Consider the following 19721-nt stretch of genomic DNA (forward strand, 5'->3'; position numbering starts at 1 on the left):
AGTGTATTCATATTCCCTCACGATATGAGGGAATATTTTCTATGAAGGAGATTAAAATGAATAATTATAAATTAACGATTCAGTACGATGGTGCACGTTTTAAAGGATGGCAACGTCTCGGTAATAACGATAATACAATTCAAGGGAAAATCGAGAGTGTCATATCTGAAATGATCGGAAAAGAAATTGAAATTATCGGTTGTAGTAGAACAGATGCGGGTGTACATGCTTTGAATCAAGTTGCTAACTTTCAGAGTGATGAGAAGTTAGTGGAACATAAAGTGAAAAAATATTTAAATCAATATTTACCCAATGATATTAGCATTACGAGTGTAGAAGAAGTACAAGATCGCTTCCATGCTCGTTACAATTCTAAAGCAAAAACATATCTTTATAAAATTTGGAATGAAGAGCATACAAATCCATTTATGCGTAAATACAGCATGCATGTGAATAAAAAATTAAATGTGAAAAGCATGAAAGAAGCTGCGAAACATTTAGTTGGTTCACATGACTTTACTGCTTTTTCAAATGCGAAATCAAAGAAAAAGTCTATGGTTCGAGAAGTATATACACTTGAAGTGATGGAAGAAGCAGGATTTGTACAAATTAGAGTAAGTGGTAACGGATTCCTTCATAACATGGTACGAAAAATTGTTGGAGCATTAATTGAAGTTGGATTAGGACAATTAGATGCGGACGCAATCCCAAATATTTTAGAGGAAAAACAACGTAATCAAATTAATTGTCTTGCTGAGGCGAGTGGTTTGTATTTGGAGAATGTTGAATTTTAATAAACAATAAAAAAATCGAGCTGTGTAAGCTCGATTTTTTTATTGTTTTGGCATTAAGAAGATTTTTCTTTCTTCATACGTATCTTCAAATTCCAAAAAGCAGCAAGCATAATAGCTGCAAAGGAGCCGCTAATTGTTGCTAATAGTTTTGCATAAGGATAAGCATTCATATCAACTAGTAACATCATACATACAATGGTAGGGAAGAAGGCTAAGTATTGTAATAACTTTAATTTGTTATCATTACTCATATATATCGTTCCTTTCTAGTATGTTATATGTTTATTGTAGAATATTTTTCCGATTTTTATTTGCGCTTAGAAGCGGATGCATCCTACATTTGATTAAAGTTTCATTTCATATGTGTAGATGCAATTTTTTAATTCGATATTGTAAGTTTTGCCTACTTAATCCTAAAAACTTTGCAGCCTGTGAGATATTACCGTGATACTCTGTCAGAATTTGATTGATGTAGTTCTTCTCCATTGCCTCTATTGTGTGCTTTAACGTTTTAGGTGCATCAGCCTCGTTATTAGTTAGGAAAGGTTGCATATTGAATTCTTTTTTTATTCGTTCGCGAAAGCGAGTGGGAAGATGAAACACTGTAATGATATTTTCATCTTCAACTAAATTCATTGAACCTTCAATGATATGTTCCAATTCTCGTACGTTTCCAGGCCAATCATATGCATACAAAAATTCTCTTACATGTACATCTAGATCCGTTACGCCAAGTCCAAATTGAATGTTGTACTTTTCGATAAAGTGCTGCACAAGATCAGGAATATCTTCTTTTCGTTCACGTAAAGGCGGGAGACATAAAGTAACGACGCTTAATCGGTAATATAAGTCTTCCCGTAATCGATTGTGTGTAATAGCTTCAAGAGGATCTTCATTAATAGTTGCTATAATACGAACATCAATTTCTTTTTCTTGTGTGCCTCCGATTCTTCGTATTGTTTTTTCTTGTATAGCTCGTAGTAACTTCGCTTGAAGTGCTGGACTTAATGAGTTGATCTCATCTAATAACAAAGTTCCTCCATTTGCTTCTTCAAATAAACCAGCTTTATCGATAGCTCCTGTAAATGCACCTCGGTTCGTACCAAATAATAAGCTTTCCATGAGTGTATCAGGTATAGCGGCACAGTTTTGTGAAATAAATGGTTTTGTTGAACGTTGACTTTCATTATGGATACTTTGTGCAAATAGTTCTTTACCGGTCCCTGTTTCTCCTACGAGAAGTATGGATGAGGATGTACGAATTACTCTCTTTGCTTCTGTAATGACAGATTGAAGAGCATTAGAATCACCGATTATGTGATCAAAGGTAAATTTATTATTTTGTTTTCGAGAAAGGTTCGTTTTCATCGTTTGTTTGAAATGGCTAATCTCTGATGAAATTTCAATAGCGCCTTTAATTTTTCCGTTTTCTATTATAGGGAAAGTATTGTTAATCGTTGTAATTTCTTGCCCTTTATTGTTAAAATACGTTTGTTTTATATTTTTGTTTGTTTTTCCTAATTTTAATGCCTCTATAAGAGTACTATTTTTATTTTCTTCAAATGCGAATACTTCTATAGGACTTTTATATAGCACATCTGAGCGTTCCATTGATTCAATTTCCATCATTTTGCGGTTATAGATAATCGTTTTACTTTCCTCATTAATAATATGAATCCCGATATCGAGCTCATTAAGTAAAGTTTCATATAGCATATTCATTTCAATGATCTGTTTAAAATTAATTTCTTCTGTACGCATAGATTATCTTCTCCTCATTTCACCCTATGAAGACTGACTTTTTATAATTTTATTAAAATTCTTATAAAATCGCAAAATTTTTTTGCTATTTTCTCTTTAAAATTTCTCAAATGATAGAAAAATTTTGCGGTTATGAAGATTTTTTTTTGAGAAACCTTCATTTTAAATAGGAATTGGAGATTGGTACGCATTTTGCATAAATAATAGTTGAAATCTCTAAAGGAGGGATATGCAACGTTTCAGTACCAATTAATAAGAAGGAGGAGTTTATAAAGTGAAGATGGTTATAGAAGGCGTGTATAGTCCTTGTTATGGGAAAGTAGAGAAGTTATTTGTTACGGAAAGTTCTTACGTATACGAGTGGGAGAAATTAGCGTTAATTGAAACAATAGATAAACAGAAAGTAGAAATTAAAGTAGGGATCAGTGGATATATCGAATCATTAGAAGTAGTAGAAGGACAAGCTATCGCTGATAAAAAGTTATTAATAACAGTGAGGGATGATCTTTTAATAACAGGTAGTGATTGATACTATGTATTTTGCTCTTTTCAATAATTATTCTTATTATGAATATTTTTAAAAACGCTTACATGAAATGGGTTTCCAAAGGGAAAAGGGGGGATTTATATGATGGATCAAAACCAAGGGTTAAAACGGGAATTGAAAAGCAGGCACATATTTATGATTGCACTTGGAGGAGTTATTGGTACCGGTCTTTTTTTAGGGTCTGGGTATACAATTCATGAAGCTGGGCCTGGAGGAGCGATTGTAGCGTATCTTGTTGGAGGATTTGTTATGTATTTAACGATGCTCTGTCTTGGAGAGTTAGCTGTTGCGATGCCTGACGCAGGATCTTATCAAACGTATGCTACAAAGCACATTTCCCCTGCAGCGGGTTATGTAGTCGGCTGGATGTCGTGGCTAAACTGGTCTGCTACGATAGGTATTGAACTGATTGCAGTTAGTATTTTAATGAAACGATGGTTTCCTGATGTACCGTCATGGATTTGGTGTGTAGTGTTTGCGGTGCTTCTTTTTGCTATCAATGCGTTATCTTCAAGAAGTTTTGCAGAAGTTGAATTTTGGTTTGCAAGTATTAAAGTAATTACAATCATTGCATTTATTATTTTAGGCGGGGCAGCAATGTTTGGTTTTCTAGATATGAAAGGAAACGAACCCGCACCGATGTTCTCTAGCTTTACTGATTATGGTGGGTTGTTTCCAAATGGATTATCAGCCATTTTAATTACTATGATTGCAGTTAATTTTTCCTTCCAAGGAACGGAACTAGTTGGTATTGCAGCTGGAGAGAGTGAAAATCCAGAGAAAACGATCCCGAAGGCAATTAATAATACAGTTTGGCGTATACTTGTGTTCTTTGTATTATCTATTTTCATTCTTGCAGGCTTATTCCCTTGGCAGCAAGCAGGAGTGATAGAAAGTCCATTCGTAGTTGTATTTGATAAAATTGGCATTCCTTATGCAGCCGATATTATAAATTTCGTTATTATTACAGCGGTTCTATCCGTTGCGAATTCAGGATTATATGCAACTTCTCGTATGCTATGGTCTATGTCTAACCAAGGCATGATTAGTCCAATTTTCGGTAAGTTATCTAAAAATGGTGTTCCTATTTATGCATTGATTGTAAGTACAATTGTAGGTTGCCTTTCATTACTATCAGGTATTTATGCGGAAGATACAGTTTATTTATGGCTACTTTCTATTGCCGGGTTTGGGGCGATATTAGTTTGGGCATCTATTGCTCTATCTAACTTATTGGCTAGAAGGTCATACATTAAGCAGGGCGGGGATGTGAAGGACTTGAAATTTAAAACACCGCTGTATCCATTCGTACCACTGCTTGCGTTAGTATTAAATGTAACAGTAATTGTTGGTATGGCTTTTATTCCAGAACAAAGAATGGCATTATATTGTGGTATTCCATTTATGATTGTTTGTTTACTGTTTTACCGCGCGACAAGAAATAAGGCACGTAAGGTAGAACATATTGAAAAAACAAATACAACAGAGGCAGAAAGTTTATAAATATATTAGAAACTTATGCTAAAAAAAGAGACTGTAAAATTGTAAACAGTCTCTTTTTTTGTGACAATAAACCTGGAAACATACTATGTATGCAAAGGGGAATTAGCGATGAATCAAGAAGTTTCACAGCTATTAGAACAGATTGATTTACGAAAAGATGAGTTACTAGAGCTTACAAAGACTTTAATTCGTTTTGAAACACCAGCACCGCCGGCGAGAAACACAAATGAAGCGCAAGAATTTGTTGCAGATTTTCTAAGAAAACGAAATTTTATTGTTGATAAATGGGATGTATATCCGAATGACCCGAACGTTGTTGGGGTGAGAAAAGGGATAGAAAGTGACACACATAAAAGTCTTATTATTAATGGACATGTGGATGTAGCTGAAGTATCAGCAGATGAAGCGTGGGAAACCAATCCGTTTGAGCCATTTATAAAAGATGGTTGGTTAGTTGGACGTGGTGCGGCAGATATGAAAGGAGGACTGGCTGGAGCACTATTTGCTATTCAACTTTTACAAGAAGCTGGCATTGAATTACCTGGAGATTTAATCTTTCAATCAGTAATTGGGGAAGAAGTTGGAGAAGCAGGTACACTTCAATGCTGTAAAAGAGGTTATGATGCTGATTTTGCAGTCGTAGTGGATACAAGTGATTTACATATGCAAGGACAGGGCGGCGTAATTACTGGATGGATTACTGTGAAAAGCCCCCAGACGTTTCATGATGCAACACGCAGGCAAATGATTCATGCTGGAGGACGTTTATTCGGAGCGAGTGCGATTGAAAAAATGATGAAAATTGTGCAAAGTTTACAAGAATTAGAGCGTCATTGGGCAGTTATGAAAACATATGAAGGTTATCCATCTGGAACAACAACAATTAACCCAGCTGTTATTGAAGGCGGACGGCATGCAGCGTTTATTGCGGATGAGTGCCGGTTATGGATAACGGTGCACTTCTATCCGAATGAAACACATGAACAAATAATAAAAGAAATTGAAGAGTATATTGAGAAAGTAGCGGCTGCCGATCCATGGTTAAGTGAAAATCCACCACAATTTAAGTGGGGCGGAGAATCAATGATTGTGGATCGTGGCGAAATTTTCCCTTCTTTAGAAGTAGATCGTGAACATGCAGCAGTAAAAACGCTTAGCTCAGTACACGAATCAATTCTATCTAAAAATGCAATTTTAGATATGTCTGCAACGGTAACGGATGGTGGTTGGTTTAGTGAATTTCATATTCCAGCTGTTATTTACGGACCAGGTACATTAGAAGAAGCTCATTCAATAAATGAGAAAGTTGAAGTAGAACAGTTAATTGAATTTACAAAAGTAATAACAGCATTTATATATGAATGGTGTCATACAAAAAAATAGATTAGTGTGTTGAAATCGTACAGGTATGTATACTTGTACGATTTTTTAGTGAACTATTTCAGAGTTGAACAGAAACAACTGAAATAGTTCTTTATTTTTCTATGTCTTTCGTTTTAGTTCGATTAATTTCTCTTTCGCTAATTCAACAGCAATTGCATCATCTAAATAGCCAATTGGAAAGAGATAGTCGGGAATAATATCTGTCGATAAAATGAAATACAGTAATGCGCCTCCAAGAACTGCACGCTCTTCTTTTGAGATAGTTTCATTGCAAAATTGTTGATACATATCGGTTAATTGTTCAATAAAAGGACCAGCGCTATCAATTTGTTCTAATTTACTGGCGAAACTTTCATGAATACGTTTTTCGCCTTCTGTTGTCTGAGCATAGCGTTCATAGTTTTCAAGTTCTTGTTTTACGCGAGTTGTTGTATAGTCGAAATCGAATAAGTTAGAGGATTGCAGCGTTTGCTGAATTGTATCAAGAGATGTGTACATATCCGTCTTTTCTTTATTAATGTGAGGAGAATCAGGATACATTTCATCAAATAACAATTGGGGTGGAACTTGCAAACATTCTGCAAATTTTTGTAGATGTTTTTGTTTTGGCGGTTGTTTACCATTCATAATTCTTGAGATTGTTGCGGGATCAATATTTGTATGCATTCCTAATTGGCGCATGGATAAGGCACGTTCTTTTAAAAGTTTTTTTATTAATGTACTAAGCCGCTCATTTGGATTTTCTCTAGGCATAGTGAAGGCACTCCTTTTTTATTGTTGAAAAAATGTTGAGCATTTATTACATGTATATGAAACAGACAGGCACAGTTGCTCAACATTTTCATAAGATGCATGGAAAAGTGAGAAAAAGGGGTGGCTGTTTATGAGTACGGCAGGTCTATTTTCAATTTTTTTAATCGGGATTGCTTCTAATTTAGATAATGCAGGTGTTGGGATTGCATATGGCATTCGTAAAATTCGAATTTCGTGGCTTAACAATTTTATCATCGCATTTTTTGGGTTTTTATTTACTTTGTTAGCTGGATTTTTTGGGAACTGGATAGCGTTATTTATTTCAGAGTTTACTGCAAACCTGATTGGAGCAATCGTTTTAGGGATAATCGGGGTGTTTATTTTATGTCAGCCTTTCTTGGGGCAAAGAAATACCGTAGGCTCTAAAGATGGTAATGTACTTATGGGAATTTTACGTGATCCAGAAAAAGCAGATTTTGATGGCTCTAAAACAATTAGTTTTTCAGAAGCAATTGTTTTAGGGATTGCGTTGTCTATTAATAATATTGCAGGTGGATTTGATGCTGGGGTAACAAACTTGAATCTGTGGCTTACAGCAACTATTTCTGGGGTGTTTAGTTTTATTTGTATTAGTGGTTTTGCGTATGTAGGAAAACGATTTTTAGCAGAATGCTTAGGGAAATGGGCTACTGTTATTGCGGGCGTGCTATTAATTCTTATTGGGATAGATCAGTTATTGTAACATACAATGTTCGAGCATTTCCTCGGAAATACTCGAATGAATTACATATATCGACATCGAATGTGCAATTACCGAAACGTTACTGTTTTTATAAATACTAAAGCACCTACATAGGTGCTTTTTTAACGTATATCTTCAATTAATTGTTCCGATTCTTCATGCATACTGTATTCACTTAACACTTGAATGCAAAGCCACTTTAATTCTTCGATAGTATGTTCAAGTTCTTCAGGAAGCACATGATGAACGTCTTCAAGTCCCATTCCGAAATGGATGAGTTCAAGTACTTGATCATCGATGTTCCGATCCATTAGTAGTTCAAGCACTTCTAAATTGAATATGTATCGGTGAGCCTCATCGAGCGAAACCACTTTTAACTTCAAGCTTTCTACAATACTCAATATAAAAAGAAGAATTGTTTTTTCAAGAACAGGCTGTTTTTCCATTTGAAATATTAGTTTCATCTTTCACACCTCCACATATAGCGCTAGGTTGTACTATATTATTCAGGAGGGGGGAGCAAATATGCATGATATAGAGAAACTTTCAGTACGGTTTTTGTAAGGGGATGGATAGCTGATAAAATTGAGGGTTTTATGAAATAAAAAAATCCTGCTAGTATAGCAGGATAACTCTGAATTAAAAAATGCTCCAACCTTCTTGAGCAGAAAGAAGTTCAAGAATTTTAAAACCAGCGATACTATTTCCGTTTGCATCTAAAGCTGGTCCGAAAATACCAATTCCCATTTCTCCTTTTACGCAGCCGAAAATACCACCAGCTACACCACTTTTGGCTGGAATACCAACACGAATCGCAAATTCACCAGACTCGTTATACATACCGCATGTAACCATAAATGTTTTACAGATTTTTGTAATATGTTTAGGGATAATTTGCTTTTTTTTATATGGATCATAGCCATCCATAGCAAAAATTAAGCCAATACGTGCTAAATCGATACAGTTTACTTCAACTGCACATTGACGAGTGTATAAATCCATAAGTTCTTCGATGTCACAATCGATAATTCCGTTTTGTTTCATATAGTAACAAAGTGAACGGTTTAAGTAAGCTGTCTCTAATTCTGAATTGGCAACTTTAGAAGAATAATTAATAGTAGGATTATCTGTTATTTCACGTACAAAATGAAGGATACGCTCCATTTTTTCTTCATTATCGTTTCCTGTTAACATACTTGTAATAGCTAGTGCCCCTGCATTAATCATTGGATTAAGTGGCTTAGAGGGACTTGTCGTTTCTAACTTAATAATAGAATTAAATGGGTCACCAGTTGGTTCCATTCCAACTTTAGAAAATACATATTCTTCACCACGATCTAAAAGGGCAAGTGCAAGTGTAATTACTTTTGAAATACTTTGAAGAGTAAATAGTGTTTGTGAGTTGCCAGCATGGATGTATTCTGTTTCTTTATGGAAAATGGAAATCCCTAAATCAGCCGGATTTGCATTTCCTAGTTCGGGGATATAAGTAGCAAGCTTTCCTTTTTTCGTATATGGTTTTACTTGTTCTAACAACTGTTGTAAGTTGTTTGTTTCAATGCACTGCATAGTACCAACGCTCCTATTTCGAATTAACTACGTTTACTTTTCCCGATATGCTCGGAAATAAATAATAACATGAAAAGGTGGAATGATAAAACGAAAGTTACATGTTCTATAGTAGGTATTTCGTTTCGAGTATTCTATATTAAAAAGGAGAATTTTCCTTTTATATAACAGTTTGGAAATAGGATATTTATCCATAAAAAATTCGAAAATAAAAACTACACATCTATACAACTATATGTTATTATGGTTATGTAAATAGAAAGCGTTTTCTAAGGCGTACTTATAATGATAACGATTTCATAAATTTGATAGGGGGAATTAAAATGTTGCAGTTTCTACAACGTATTGGTAAAGCATTAATGCTTCCAATCGCCGTACTACCAGCAGCAGGATTATTGCTTCGTTTAGGGCAACCAGATGTATTTGATATTCCTGTTATGGCACAGGCCGGTGCAGCAGTTTTTGATAATTTAGCACTTATTTTTGCAATTGGTATTGCAATCGGTCTTTCAGTTGATGGTAGTGGTGCAGCAGGTCTTGCAGGTGCAATTGGTTATCTAGTTATGAAAAACAGTATTGATGCACTTAGTAAGGGATATTCTACTGTAGAATTACAAGATAAATTAGGCAAAGTTCAAGATTTAATAGGTAATAGCGCTAATGTAGATCCATCTAAGCTTGCAGATACAATGACACAGGTATCTAAGGCGGCCGAATTATCGACTAAAGTGGATATGAAAGTTTTAGGTGGTATTATTGTCGGTGTTATAGCAGGACTTCTTTATAATAAATTCCATAAGATTAAACTTCCAGAATGGTTAGGGTTCTTTGCTGGAAAACGTTTCGTTCCGATTGTTACATCGGTTGTGATGTTACTATTAGGAATTCTATTCGCACAAATTTGGCCAGCAATTCAAAATGCTATCGATGCATTAGCTCATGGAATTGTTAATTTAGGGGCAGTTGGTTCAGGTCTATTTGGTTTATTAAACCGTCTATTAATTCCAATCGGTTTACACCACGTAATGAACACATACTTCTGGTTCGTACTTGGTGACTTTACAAATGCAGCAGGTAATGTTGTAAATGGTGATATTGCTCGCTTCCTTGCAGGAGATAAAACAGCGGGTATGTTTATGACTGGTTTCTTCCCAGTTATGATGTTCGGTTTACCAGCAGCATGTTTCGCAATGATTGCGGCTGCTAAACCAGAAAAACGTAAAATGGTTACAGGTATGTTAGGTGGTCTAGCACTAACTTCATTCTTAACTGGTATTACAGAACCAATTGAATTCTCATTCATGTTCTTATCGCCAGTATTATATGGTATTCATGCTGTATTAACAGGTCTGTCTCTATTCATTACAACAACACTCGGCATTCACGATGGTTTCACATTTAGTGCCGGTGCAATCGATTACTTCTTAAACTTCGGTATTGCAACAAAACCAGTATTACTCGCGGGAGTCGGTTTAATTTACGCAGTAATTTATTTCGTTGTATTCTACTTCTTAATTAAGAAGTTCGACCTGAAAACGCCTGGTCGTGAAGATGAAGAGGAACTAGCTGAAGGTGAAGAAGCTCCAGTTGCAGGTTCAATTGGTGAAACTTACGTAGCAGCTTTAGGTGGAAAAGAAAACTTAACAGTTATTGATAACTGTGCAACACGTCTACGCTTACAAGTGAAAGATGCTGGTCAAGTAAACGAAGCAGCATTAAAACGTGCTGGTGCAAAAGGTGTTATGAAATTAAGTAACACGAGTGTCCAAGTTATCGTAGGTACAAATGTTGAATCCGTTGCCGATGATATGAAAAAACACGTATAAATAATGAGATAAGAGGATATCCCAAAAGGTTGATAACATCAATTTTTTTAGAGGATATCCTCTTTTTTTTGTTAACAATTTAACGGGAATCTTACTTTTGTAAATTTTCTTTTTCTTTTTCATACATATAGGTTGGTAATATGTGTAGTGCGTGATAAAGTAGGGATGACGTCGAATGGAATGTCAAAAATCTATGAAAAAGATCCGGAATGAATCTTGTGTAGTGGAATTAAATTATCGGTAAATAAGGGGAAAAAAGCAATCATGGATCAGGAAAAAAATAATGCGAATGGGAAAGCACGTCGGCCGATTGTATACATAAAAAGAACAATCATTCTCGTCTTACTATTTTCAGTTGTATATTTCATGTATACAAAAATTGTTGCGCATAATAAGAAAGAAGAAACTTTAAAAGCAGCAGAAATGAAGAAACAAGAAGAGCTAAAAAAGAAAGAAGAAAAGAAGAAGCAAGAAGCACAAAAACAAAAAGAGCAGGAAGAACAAGTAAAGCAAGTACAAGCTGTGGAAAAGCCTGCTGAGGGACCACCTCAAGAAATTAATGAAAACGCTAAATTAGATCAATATTTACAAAACGCAGGATTTAGCGGGACAGCTGTTATTGTGAAGAACGGAAAAGTTCTTTTGAATAAAGGATACGGTATGGCGAACAAAGAGAAACAAGTACCGAATAATTCAGAGACAACTTTTTATATTGGTTCTATTTCAAAGGCATTTGTAGCGACTGCTATTATGCAATTAAAGGATCAAAATAAATTAAACGTAGAGGATACGGTTGCAAAGTATATTCCAGATTTCCCTCAAGGTAATGGTATTCAGTTAAAACATTTACTAACACATACATCAGGAATCCCAGAGTATGAGCAGGGAACAGAGGATATTTCTCATGAAGAATTGATAAAACGAATAGGAAAGCAAAAGCGTGTTGGGGGTCCAGGAGAGAAATGGAAATATTCCGATTCGAACTATTCGATACTTGCCTACATCGCTGAGAAGGTAAGTGGACAACCGTTAGAAGAATATATTAAACAACATATTTTTGCTACTGCGAGTATGGAAGATTCTGGTTTCGGTAAAGCGTTAGAGCAAACAAGGTTTCCATCGACAGGTTATAAAATAGTAAATAACAATATGACAACACCTAATATTCCAAGTATGTCACAACTATATGGTTGTGGTGATATATATACAAGTGCACATGATTTATATTTATTTAATGAAGCACTCTTCTCTGGAAAGTTAATTTCAAAAGAGAGCTATGATCAAATGTTTACAGGCGGAAAAAAAGATTACGGATTTGGTTGGTATGTAGACCCGGGCAGTTATTCAAATCACGGTGTAATGCCAGGATGGAATTGCTTAAATGGATTTAGTAAAAACGGAAGTGTGTATGTCGTTTTATTATCTAACATTCAAAACAACATTAAATCGTTTGGTAAAGTGAATAACGACATTTATACGATGTTGCGAAATATTGAAGTGTAAGAGGCTATCCTATTGGATGGTCTTTTTTTATTGAGGAAGTGTAGGGGGTAATGAGATAATGAAATAAAGTGAAACTTTAATCAGTGGGGGTTTTGTTCATCCCCCACTGATTATTAGTTGAACCAATCGGGCTTTTACGGGCAGTGGATCCCCCACCTAACTTCTTTGCTTTCGCTGAATTTTGAAGTGGGGGTCTTACTGCCCGTTAATGCGGGATAAATGGAAAAGGGGGAGGGATATGAGTATACATAAGCATCACGCACGTAATGCAAAACGCATATTTTTTGTATCTGTCATTGTATGGATTATCGTCGCAATTGTATTAGTGATGGAATATAAAAAAGGGATGCTATTCACTTCGGAGAAAGAAAATCTGAAATTAATAAGTGTTGTACTACCAGCAATTGGATTATTAATATATAGTTTTATGGAAAAACGAAGATCAAAAATACTTAAACAGGAAAATTATAATATAGAGACTTCTGAATTATTTGAGCAACAAAAATTTGTTGTTCGCAAAGAGGTAGGGGTATTTCAAGCAATAACGTACTTTGGACTAGATGGCAGTGCAGTAGGGTTTTTAAAAGAAGAGTATGATTTTGTTATTCAACGTGTATGGCAAGCTGTACTTTCTTTTCTTTTTAGGGGATTACATAAGCAACAATTGTATTTATATAATCACTCGGGAGAAAGATTGTTGTGTGTTCAAAAGAAGATGGGAGTACGCAACGTCTATATTTTTTCTAATGTAGACGGAAAGAAAATTGGAGAGTTAACACAAATACTAAGTTTAACAAAGTGGGAATGGATTTTTTTAGGGGTGGATGGTAAAGAATTTGGTAAAGTGACTGGGGACCTTTCAGCAACAATGCAGAAAATAGATTGGCGGGATGGAACACATATAGATGTGAAAGAAGACGGTATTCCGTTAGAAGCTGTTAAGTATTTTTCGGCAAGTGGAGGGTCTCTTGTTACAGCTTCTATAAGTGAACAGGCAGAATTACCACGAGCAGTTTATTACAGTGTCTCTGCGATAGTTACAATTAAAAATTAATATATACATAAAGATAGATGGGATACCATCTATCTTTTTTTGTGATTAGAACATATTGTTTTGTTAAAAAATGTATGTCTTACCTATCACAAAAAAGTCTGCTTTGTATACATTAAGATGTATGGATGTATTTTTATAATCTAAAAATAATAGGAGGAGAAGTGTATGTGTCTGTTCGGTAAGTATTGGAAAAAGTTATCGAGATTGTTTAATAGACAATTAGATTATTTTTTAGATAATAAGTTATTGCCTGCTGTGGAACGACTTTTATTTTCACAAAACTTCGCGAGATTTATTCAAAGAAACTCTAAGCAAGCTACGGAAGAATTTATTGAATCAAGCAGATTTCAATCTATTATTTGTAACATATTAAAAGAATGTAATACATCACCTTTTAAAGAAATTGCAGAGCAGTATTTGGGTAAAAACGTAGAAATTACGGTGACAGTTGGACAGTTAACGGGTGTAATTGTAGCAGTTGGTGATGATTTCTTAACACTGCAAGAAGGGATAGGAACAGAAATTTTATTACCATTTACAAGCATTATATCAATTAAAGAAGCGTAAGGAAGGAGACTTATATATGTTATTTACTGAAGAATTGCGTAACCATGTTGGTGAGCTAGTGCAAGTTGTGACAGCGGTTGAAATTGTTGCAGGTATTCTGTTATCTGTGACAGATGGGGCAGTAAGTGTTCGTACTTCTCCTTCTTATGGACCACCGGAAGATGTAGTTGTGCGTACTCCTATTATTGCTTATGTTCGCTTGGAAGGGTAAGAGTGATACAAATATGAGAGTATCAGTTGTTATTCCAGCGCATAATGAAGCGAGTACTTTATCACAAGTTTTAGTAGAAGTGGAGAAGCTCGAACCTTATGAAATTATCGTAGTTGATAATGGATCGACAGATGGGACAAAAGAAATAGCGTTACAACATCATTGCCATGTCATTTATTATCACTATTCTCTTGGCAATGATGTTGGACGGGCAATCGGAGCAAGAGAAGCGAAAGGTGACATTGTTTTGTTTTTAGATGGTGATATCGTCATTGATAACAAAGAGTTGCAACGTTTCATAAAAGGAATTCAGCAAGGCCACCAAATTGTTGTGAATAATTTAACATGGTCCGTTTATTTAAAAATGAGACCGCATTATACGACAGTTGGCAAATTTATGTTGAATCGTTATTTGAATAAAAAAGAGCTTGTTGTTGGATCTTTAATCGCAATTCCACATGCGATGAGTAGGGAAGTTATTCAGAAATTTGGTTGGTGGAATTTAGCAGATCCAGCACTGTTTCAAGCGCTGGCGATGTCTAGAGGAGTAGATATTGTCGATATGGCCTCGGTCGATGTTATTCATACAAATAAAGTGCGTCCTGTTCATACTGGTACATCACCCGGTTCGCCTTATCCGAAAGCGACTAGTCGTATTATGGGAGATCATTTACGTGCTTTGCAATACGCAATCGAAATATATGGTAAGCGTGGTGGTTTTTCGGAAGGAAATAGGGATAGAGGGTTTATAGGAAAGTATAAACCAGTTGTATTACAAAAGAAAAAAGCGAAATATAGTGCCATTATCCCAGTGTCAGAAGAGAAAATGACTATAAGATCTGTTATACAAGAAGTGAAAAAAGCAGGTGTAGATGAAATTATAGTTGTTGCGAATGGAGCTGATATTGAGACAATTAAACAAGCAAAGTTAGAGGATGTTATCGTTATTGAATTCGAGGAAGCTCTCGGGCATAATGTGGCCCGAGCGATAGGCGCTATGCATGCCACGGCCGATATTTGTTTATTTGTCGATGGTGATTTTGTTATTCCGGGAAAAAAACTAATTCCATTTTTACATGCTATTGAAGATGGGTATGATGTGGCATTAAATGATTTACAGTGTTTATTAGATATGTTTCATCCGGCAGATCCAATTAGCATGGGGAAATATTTTGTGAATTTAGTAGCGAAACGACCAGATTTATGGAATAACTCATTAACGGCAGTACCACATGCTATGCATAAAAAGGTAATAGAACAAATAGGATATGACTCTCTAGTTATTCCGCCATTAGCTCAAATGAAAGCTATTTTGGAGGGATTTTCTATTACAGCAGTAGAATTTGTGGATGTAATAAAAACAAATCGAGTACGTCCAGAGCAACATGGATTTGTAAATGGGCGTATTCCAGCATTTGACCGTATTTTCGGCGATCAACTTGAGGCAATTGCATATTTATTGCAATCCACAGATGAGCGCGGGAGTTTTACAGATGGAGAGCGGGATAGAAATATCATTCAACAATTGAGAAAGGAAGAAGAGAATACAGATGAATGTTAGTAGTACAGTTGCCATTATCGGATTAGGATATGTTGGCCTTCCTTTGGCAGTCCATTTTGCAGAGAGAGGACATACAGTACTTGGATTAGATAAAGATACTAGAAAAATAGAATCAATTATAAAAGGAGAAAGTTATATTCCGGATGTTTCTTCTAAATTGTTACAAAGTTTATTGGCTAAAAAAAAATTAATAGTAAATACACCGGATCAAGGTATTGCTGATTTTCAAAATAGTGATTATGTTATTGTCACTGTCCCGACTCCAATTAATGAACAAAGAGAACCAGACTTAAGTGCCCTCATTTCAGCTTCGCATTATATACAACAAAACCTTCAAAAAGGACAAACCTTCATTTTCGAAAGCTCCACATATCCAGGTACGCTCGAGGAAGTTATTATTCCGATTGTTTCTCAAGGCGGCCAAAAGGTAGGCGAAGATTTCTATATTGGATATTCTCCTGAGAGGATTGATCCAGCAAATAGTCAATATTCCGTTCAGGACATTCCAAAGGTTATTAGTGGACAAACTGAGCAGTGCAAACAAAAAGTACAGGATTTATATAGCACGATCTTCGATGTAGTCGTTCCTGTTAGCTCTCCAAAAGTAGCGGAAATGTGTAAGTTATTTGAAAATATTCAGCGCCTAGTCAATATTTCATTAGTAAATGAGTTAAACACACTATGTGAAAGTTTAGGAATTGATTTTTATGAGGCGCTTGAAGCTGCATCTACAAAACCGTTTGGATTTACCCCATATTGGCCAGGACCAGGAATAGGGGGACATTGTATTCCAGTAGATCCTTTATATTTCCAATGGAGAATAAAAAAGAATGGGACAATTAGTCAATTAATTGAAGCAGCACATGTGATTAATGAAGAAATGCCAGAGAAAATAGTCCGGAAAGTAAAAGGCATGGTGCAATCACCTGCATCAGTTTTAATTGTAGGAATTGCGTATAAGAAAAATGTAAATGATTTGAGAGAATCACCGGCTTTACCGATTATTGAATTGTTAATAAAAGAAGGATATGAGATAGAATATCACGATCCATATATTTCTTCTGCAAAATTTGGAGATAAGTTGTACCAATCTGTTTCTTTGGATGAACAAGTCATTAAACAAGCGAATTGTATTTTAATTTTAACTGATCACTCTAATATCGATTGGAAGCTTTTTAAAGGAATGAAGCGAGTAATAGATACACGTGGAATTATAAAGAAGGTGAGTGTATGAGTAAGAAATGTTTAATTACAGGTGGAGCAGGATTCATTGGATCGCATCTAGCCGAAGAATTGGTGAAAAGAGGAAATGAAGTCACGATTGTGGATAACTTCTATAAAGGAAAAAATAAATATCATGATGAGTTAATGAAAGAAATTCGGGTTATTCCAATAAGCGTTTTAGATAAAAATTCTATTTATGAATTAGTAAATCAACATGATGTAGTGTTTCATTTAGCAGCAATTTTAGGTGTGAAAACGACAATGGAAAAGAGTATAGAGCTTATTGAAACGAATTTTGATGGAACGAGAAACATTTTACAAGCAGCGCTAAAAGGAAAGAAGAAAGTAGTCTTTGCGTCTACTTCAGAAGTATATGGTAAGGCAAACCCACCCTTCTTTGAAGAGGGGGATCGATTATACGGGGCAACCTCTAAAATACGTTGGAGTTATGCAGTGTGTAAAACGTTAGAAGAAACATTATGTTTAGGCTACGCATTAGAAGGTTTACCGGTAACGATTGTTCGCTATTTTAATATTTATGGTCCAAGAGCGAAAGATGGTCCGTATGCAGGGGTAATCCCACGATTTATCGGTGCGGCCCTGCAAGGAGAAGACATTCTCGTATATGGAGATGGAAAGCAGACACGTTGCTTTACGTATGTAAGTGATGCGGTGGAGGCAACGATTCGGGCAATGGATGAGAAGGTAAATGGTGAGATTATTAATATAGGTTCTGAGAACGAAAAGAGTATAAAAGAAGTAGCAGAAGTAATTAAAAAGCTAACGAAATCTTCTTCAAAGATTGTCCAAGTTCCTTTCGAAGAGGTATACCCACATGGCTTTGAAGAAATTCCAAATAGAAGACCAGATGTAACGAAATTAAAAGAACTTGTGCAGTTTCAAGCGACAGTAACGTGGGAACAAGGATTGAAAGAAACTATTAAATGGTTTCGTGAAGAAAACAATGGCTAAGTCGCTTTCGGTTATTATACCTGTATGTAATGAAGCGGATACGATTTCAGACGTTATTCAATCGGTAAAAGGATTAAATCCAGTAGAGATTATTGTAGTAGCAAACGGTTGTAATGATGGTACAGAAGAGGTTGCTGATCGTTTAGGATGTAAAGTAATCAAGCATACAGAGCTACTAGGGAATGATGTTGGCCGTGCGGTTGGTGCAAAACATGCGATAGGTGATGTATTACTATTTATAGATGGAGATTTTGCTATTCAAACTTCAAAATTACAATTATTCCTGAATCCAATTTTACATGATCAAGCCGACATCGTTTTAAATAATTTGGACGCATTATTTTTAAAGAAACAAAAACCGCACTCCGTGACAGTATGGCGCCAAATATTAAATGCAATGTTAGAGCGTGAAGAGTTAAAAATTGATTCTTTATTATCTGTACCTCATGCGTTGACGAAAGAAGTTGTTCAATGCATTGGATATGAATGTTTCGTTAATCCTATTGTAGCTCATTTACGTCTAGTACAAAGCAAATGGAGAATTAGTCGTCATTGTGCAATTGATGTTATTACGCCGAATAAATTTCGGCCAACCGAGCATGCTGCGTATGGAACGGGTCTTTCTCAATCTGAAAAACGGATGATAGGTGATCATATAGAAGCTGTAGCGGAGCGAATAGTAGGCAGTGATGAACGCGGAGGGTATTATGATGGAAATAGGAAAAGAGAGTGTGTCTATCATACTTTAAGTTTCGAAGATTTTTATCAAGGATGGGGCGTTACATCTAAGTTGTATAAAGGAAAGCAATTATCGGTCATTATTCCTGTACAAGATGAAGAGAAAACAATTGGAAACGTTATAGAAGAGCTTCGCAAAATTGAACCTTTTGAAATTATCGTTGTTGTAAATGGTTCGTCTGATAAAACAGCAACGATTGCAAAAGACAAGGGAGCAACAACAATTGTATATAAAGAAGCACTTGGTAACGATGTGGGGCGTTCACTTGGAACTTATTTCGCCAAAGGAGAAATTGTATTATTTATAGACGGTGATTTTGTTATTCCAGCTAGTGAGCTATATCCATTTGCAAAAGCTATTGCAGATGGAATGGATGTCGCATTAAATGATCTAAATCATTATTTAGATTTAAGAGTACCGCTTCATCTTGTAACTGCATTTAAATATGCATTAAATTTAGCTTGTGATAGAAAAGATTTAGGAGTAGGCTCTCTTATCGCTGTACCGAATGCGTTTAGCCGTAAGTGTTTGAAAGAAATCGGGTATAGATCTTTACTGTCACCTTGTGTAGCCCAAGTGAAAGCTATTCTGTCAGGATTCGAAATTGCGTGTGTAAGTCGTGTAGAGGTCGATAAGATGAACCGCATTCGTCCCAGTGAACATTTTGCAAAAATAGGTCATCCTCCAGCTGTTTTGCGAATTATAGGTGATCATATAGAAGGATTAGAGCAATTAATTGTATTAGAAGGCAGCCGTGGTGGATTCTATGATGGGAATAGAAAAAGAGATGTTTTAGAGTAGTAACAAAAAAAGTGTACAACATATGTACACTTTTTTGTTCTGTTATAAAAACTATAACAGATTAGGAGATAAGAGTATTACAGCTCTACAATGGGTATTGTTCTTATATTACAAAATAGGACTCGTATATAAGGATACCAAAAAAATACAATTAAGGAAAGGGTTAATTATAAAGACTTTTAAGTGAAGTTAACACTATGCATATAGTAGT

19 protein-coding genes and 1 pseudogene are annotated in these 19721 nt (G+C 35.5%); 15 read left to right on the top strand and 5 right to left on the bottom strand.

Going from position 1 to position 19721, the window contains the following annotated elements; genetic code table 11:
- The first annotated feature begins 56 nt into the window (after nucleotides 1-56).
- Nucleotides 57-794, top strand: coding sequence for a tRNA pseudouridine(38-40) synthase TruA (truA, locus tag FS802_RS26555; RefSeq protein ID WP_001067305.1), 738 nt, complete (start codon nucleotides 57-59; stop codon nucleotides 792-794).
- 53 nt (nucleotides 795-847) lie between these two features.
- Here truA and FS802_RS26560 read toward each other — a convergent pair whose 3' ends face one another.
- Nucleotides 848-1045 (bottom strand): hypothetical protein, encoded by a 198-nt coding sequence (locus FS802_RS26560; RefSeq protein ID WP_000063919.1) that lies wholly within the window; start codon nucleotides 1043-1045, stop codon nucleotides 848-850.
- A 106-nt stretch (nucleotides 1046-1151) separates the two neighbouring features.
- Nucleotides 1152-2555, bottom strand: a complete 1404-nt coding sequence (locus FS802_RS26565; protein WP_098653585.1) for a sigma-54 interaction domain-containing protein — start codon at nucleotides 2553-2555, stop codon at nucleotides 1152-1154.
- Between the two features lie 274 nt (nucleotides 2556-2829).
- Here FS802_RS26565 and FS802_RS26570 point away from each other — a divergent pair, with 274 nt between their 5' ends.
- The 3 genes from FS802_RS26570 to FS802_RS26580 all read left to right on the top strand — a co-directional run bounded on the left by FS802_RS26570 (nucleotide 2830) and on the right by FS802_RS26580 (nucleotide 5988).
- Entirely contained in the window at nucleotides 2830-3084 is a 255-nt protein-coding gene (locus tag FS802_RS26570) for a biotin/lipoyl-containing protein (protein ID WP_000784766.1), read from the top strand.
- A 99-nt stretch (nucleotides 3085-3183) separates the two neighbouring features.
- The gene (locus FS802_RS26575; protein WP_000969249.1) at nucleotides 3184-4605 is read left to right on the top strand and encodes an amino acid permease; all 1422 of its coding nucleotides are present in this window, start codon (nucleotides 3184-3186) and stop codon (nucleotides 4603-4605) included.
- 108 nt (nucleotides 4606-4713) lie between these two features.
- On the top strand, nucleotides 4714-5988 hold the full coding sequence (locus FS802_RS26580; RefSeq protein ID WP_098707304.1) for an acetylornithine deacetylase: 1275 nt from the start codon (nucleotides 4714-4716) through the stop codon (nucleotides 5986-5988).
- A 99-nt stretch (nucleotides 5989-6087) separates the two neighbouring features.
- Here the strand turns inward: FS802_RS26580 and FS802_RS26585 are convergent, their stop codons facing one another.
- A complete protein-coding gene (locus tag FS802_RS26585) occupies nucleotides 6088-6741 on the bottom strand; it encodes a DUF1232 domain-containing protein (RefSeq protein ID WP_001136878.1) in 654 nt (217 codons plus the stop codon).
- Between the two features lie 130 nt (nucleotides 6742-6871).
- Between FS802_RS26585 and FS802_RS26590 the strand changes: the two genes are divergently transcribed.
- A complete protein-coding gene (locus FS802_RS26590; protein ID WP_098116134.1) occupies nucleotides 6872-7483 on the top strand; it encodes a manganese efflux pump in 612 nt (203 codons plus the stop codon).
- A 122-nt stretch (nucleotides 7484-7605) separates the two neighbouring features.
- Here FS802_RS26590 and FS802_RS26595 read toward each other — a convergent pair whose 3' ends face one another.
- Entirely contained in the window at nucleotides 7606-7947 is a 342-nt protein-coding gene (locus tag FS802_RS26595; protein WP_144525595.1) for a DUF3969 family protein, read from the bottom strand.
- Nucleotides 7948-8122: 175 nt separating this feature from the next.
- Nucleotides 8123-9052 (bottom strand): glutaminase A, encoded by a 930-nt coding sequence (gene glsA / locus FS802_RS26600; protein WP_144525596.1) that lies wholly within the window; start codon nucleotides 9050-9052, stop codon nucleotides 8123-8125.
- Between the two features lie 69 nt (nucleotides 9053-9121).
- On the opposite strand from glsA, the pseudogene FS802_RS31910 reads away from it, so the two are divergent.
- The 10 genes and pseudogenes from FS802_RS31910 (at nucleotide 9122) to FS802_RS26650 (ending at nucleotide 19510) form a co-directional block, all read left to right on the top strand.
- Nucleotides 9122-9234, top strand: a pseudogene (locus tag FS802_RS31910) (transcriptional regulator).
- 141 nt (nucleotides 9235-9375) lie between these two features.
- Nucleotides 9376-10878, top strand: a complete 1503-nt coding sequence (gene nagE / locus FS802_RS26610) for an N-acetylglucosamine-specific PTS transporter subunit IIBC (RefSeq protein ID WP_000938909.1) — start codon at nucleotides 9376-9378, stop codon at nucleotides 10876-10878.
- A 264-nt stretch (nucleotides 10879-11142) separates the two neighbouring features.
- Nucleotides 11143-12381, top strand: coding sequence for a serine hydrolase domain-containing protein (locus FS802_RS26615; RefSeq protein WP_144525598.1), 1239 nt, complete (start codon nucleotides 11143-11145; stop codon nucleotides 12379-12381).
- Nucleotides 12382-12619: 238 nt separating this feature from the next.
- Nucleotides 12620-13435 carry a hypothetical protein gene (locus FS802_RS26620; protein WP_000022138.1) on the top strand — a complete coding sequence of 272 codons (816 nt, stop codon included), beginning with the start codon at nucleotides 12620-12622 and terminating at the stop codon, nucleotides 13433-13435.
- A gap of 165 nt (nucleotides 13436-13600) precedes the next feature.
- A complete protein-coding gene (locus FS802_RS26625) occupies nucleotides 13601-14002 on the top strand; it encodes an LSm family protein (protein ID WP_000335519.1) in 402 nt (133 codons plus the stop codon).
- Between the two features lie 16 nt (nucleotides 14003-14018).
- Nucleotides 14019-14213, top strand: coding sequence for a hypothetical protein (locus tag FS802_RS26630; protein ID WP_000899482.1), 195 nt, complete (start codon nucleotides 14019-14021; stop codon nucleotides 14211-14213).
- Nucleotides 14214-14226: 13 nt separating this feature from the next.
- The gene (locus FS802_RS26635; protein WP_001266448.1) at nucleotides 14227-15774 is read left to right on the top strand and encodes a glycosyltransferase family 2 protein; all 1548 of its coding nucleotides are present in this window, start codon (nucleotides 14227-14229) and stop codon (nucleotides 15772-15774) included.
- A complete protein-coding gene (locus FS802_RS26640) occupies nucleotides 15764-17008 on the top strand; it encodes a nucleotide sugar dehydrogenase (RefSeq protein ID WP_144525600.1) in 1245 nt (414 codons plus the stop codon). The genes FS802_RS26635 and FS802_RS26640 overlap by 11 nt, the downstream gene beginning before the upstream one ends.
- A complete protein-coding gene (locus FS802_RS26645; RefSeq protein ID WP_144525602.1) occupies nucleotides 17005-17970 on the top strand; it encodes an NAD-dependent epimerase/dehydratase family protein in 966 nt (321 codons plus the stop codon). Before FS802_RS26640 ends, FS802_RS26645 begins: the two co-directional genes overlap by 4 nt.
- Complete coding sequence (locus tag FS802_RS26650; protein WP_140399202.1) at nucleotides 17963-19510, top strand: glycosyltransferase family 2 protein; 1548 nt, start codon at nucleotides 17963-17965, stop codon at nucleotides 19508-19510. Before FS802_RS26645 ends, FS802_RS26650 begins: the two co-directional genes overlap by 8 nt.
- Nucleotides 19511-19721: the final 211 nt, after the last annotated feature.

This window comes from Bacillus sp. DE0042, from assembly GCF_007680225.1.
Taxonomy (GTDB): domain Bacteria; phylum Bacillota; class Bacilli; order Bacillales; family Bacillaceae_G; genus Bacillus_A; species Bacillus_A wiedmannii.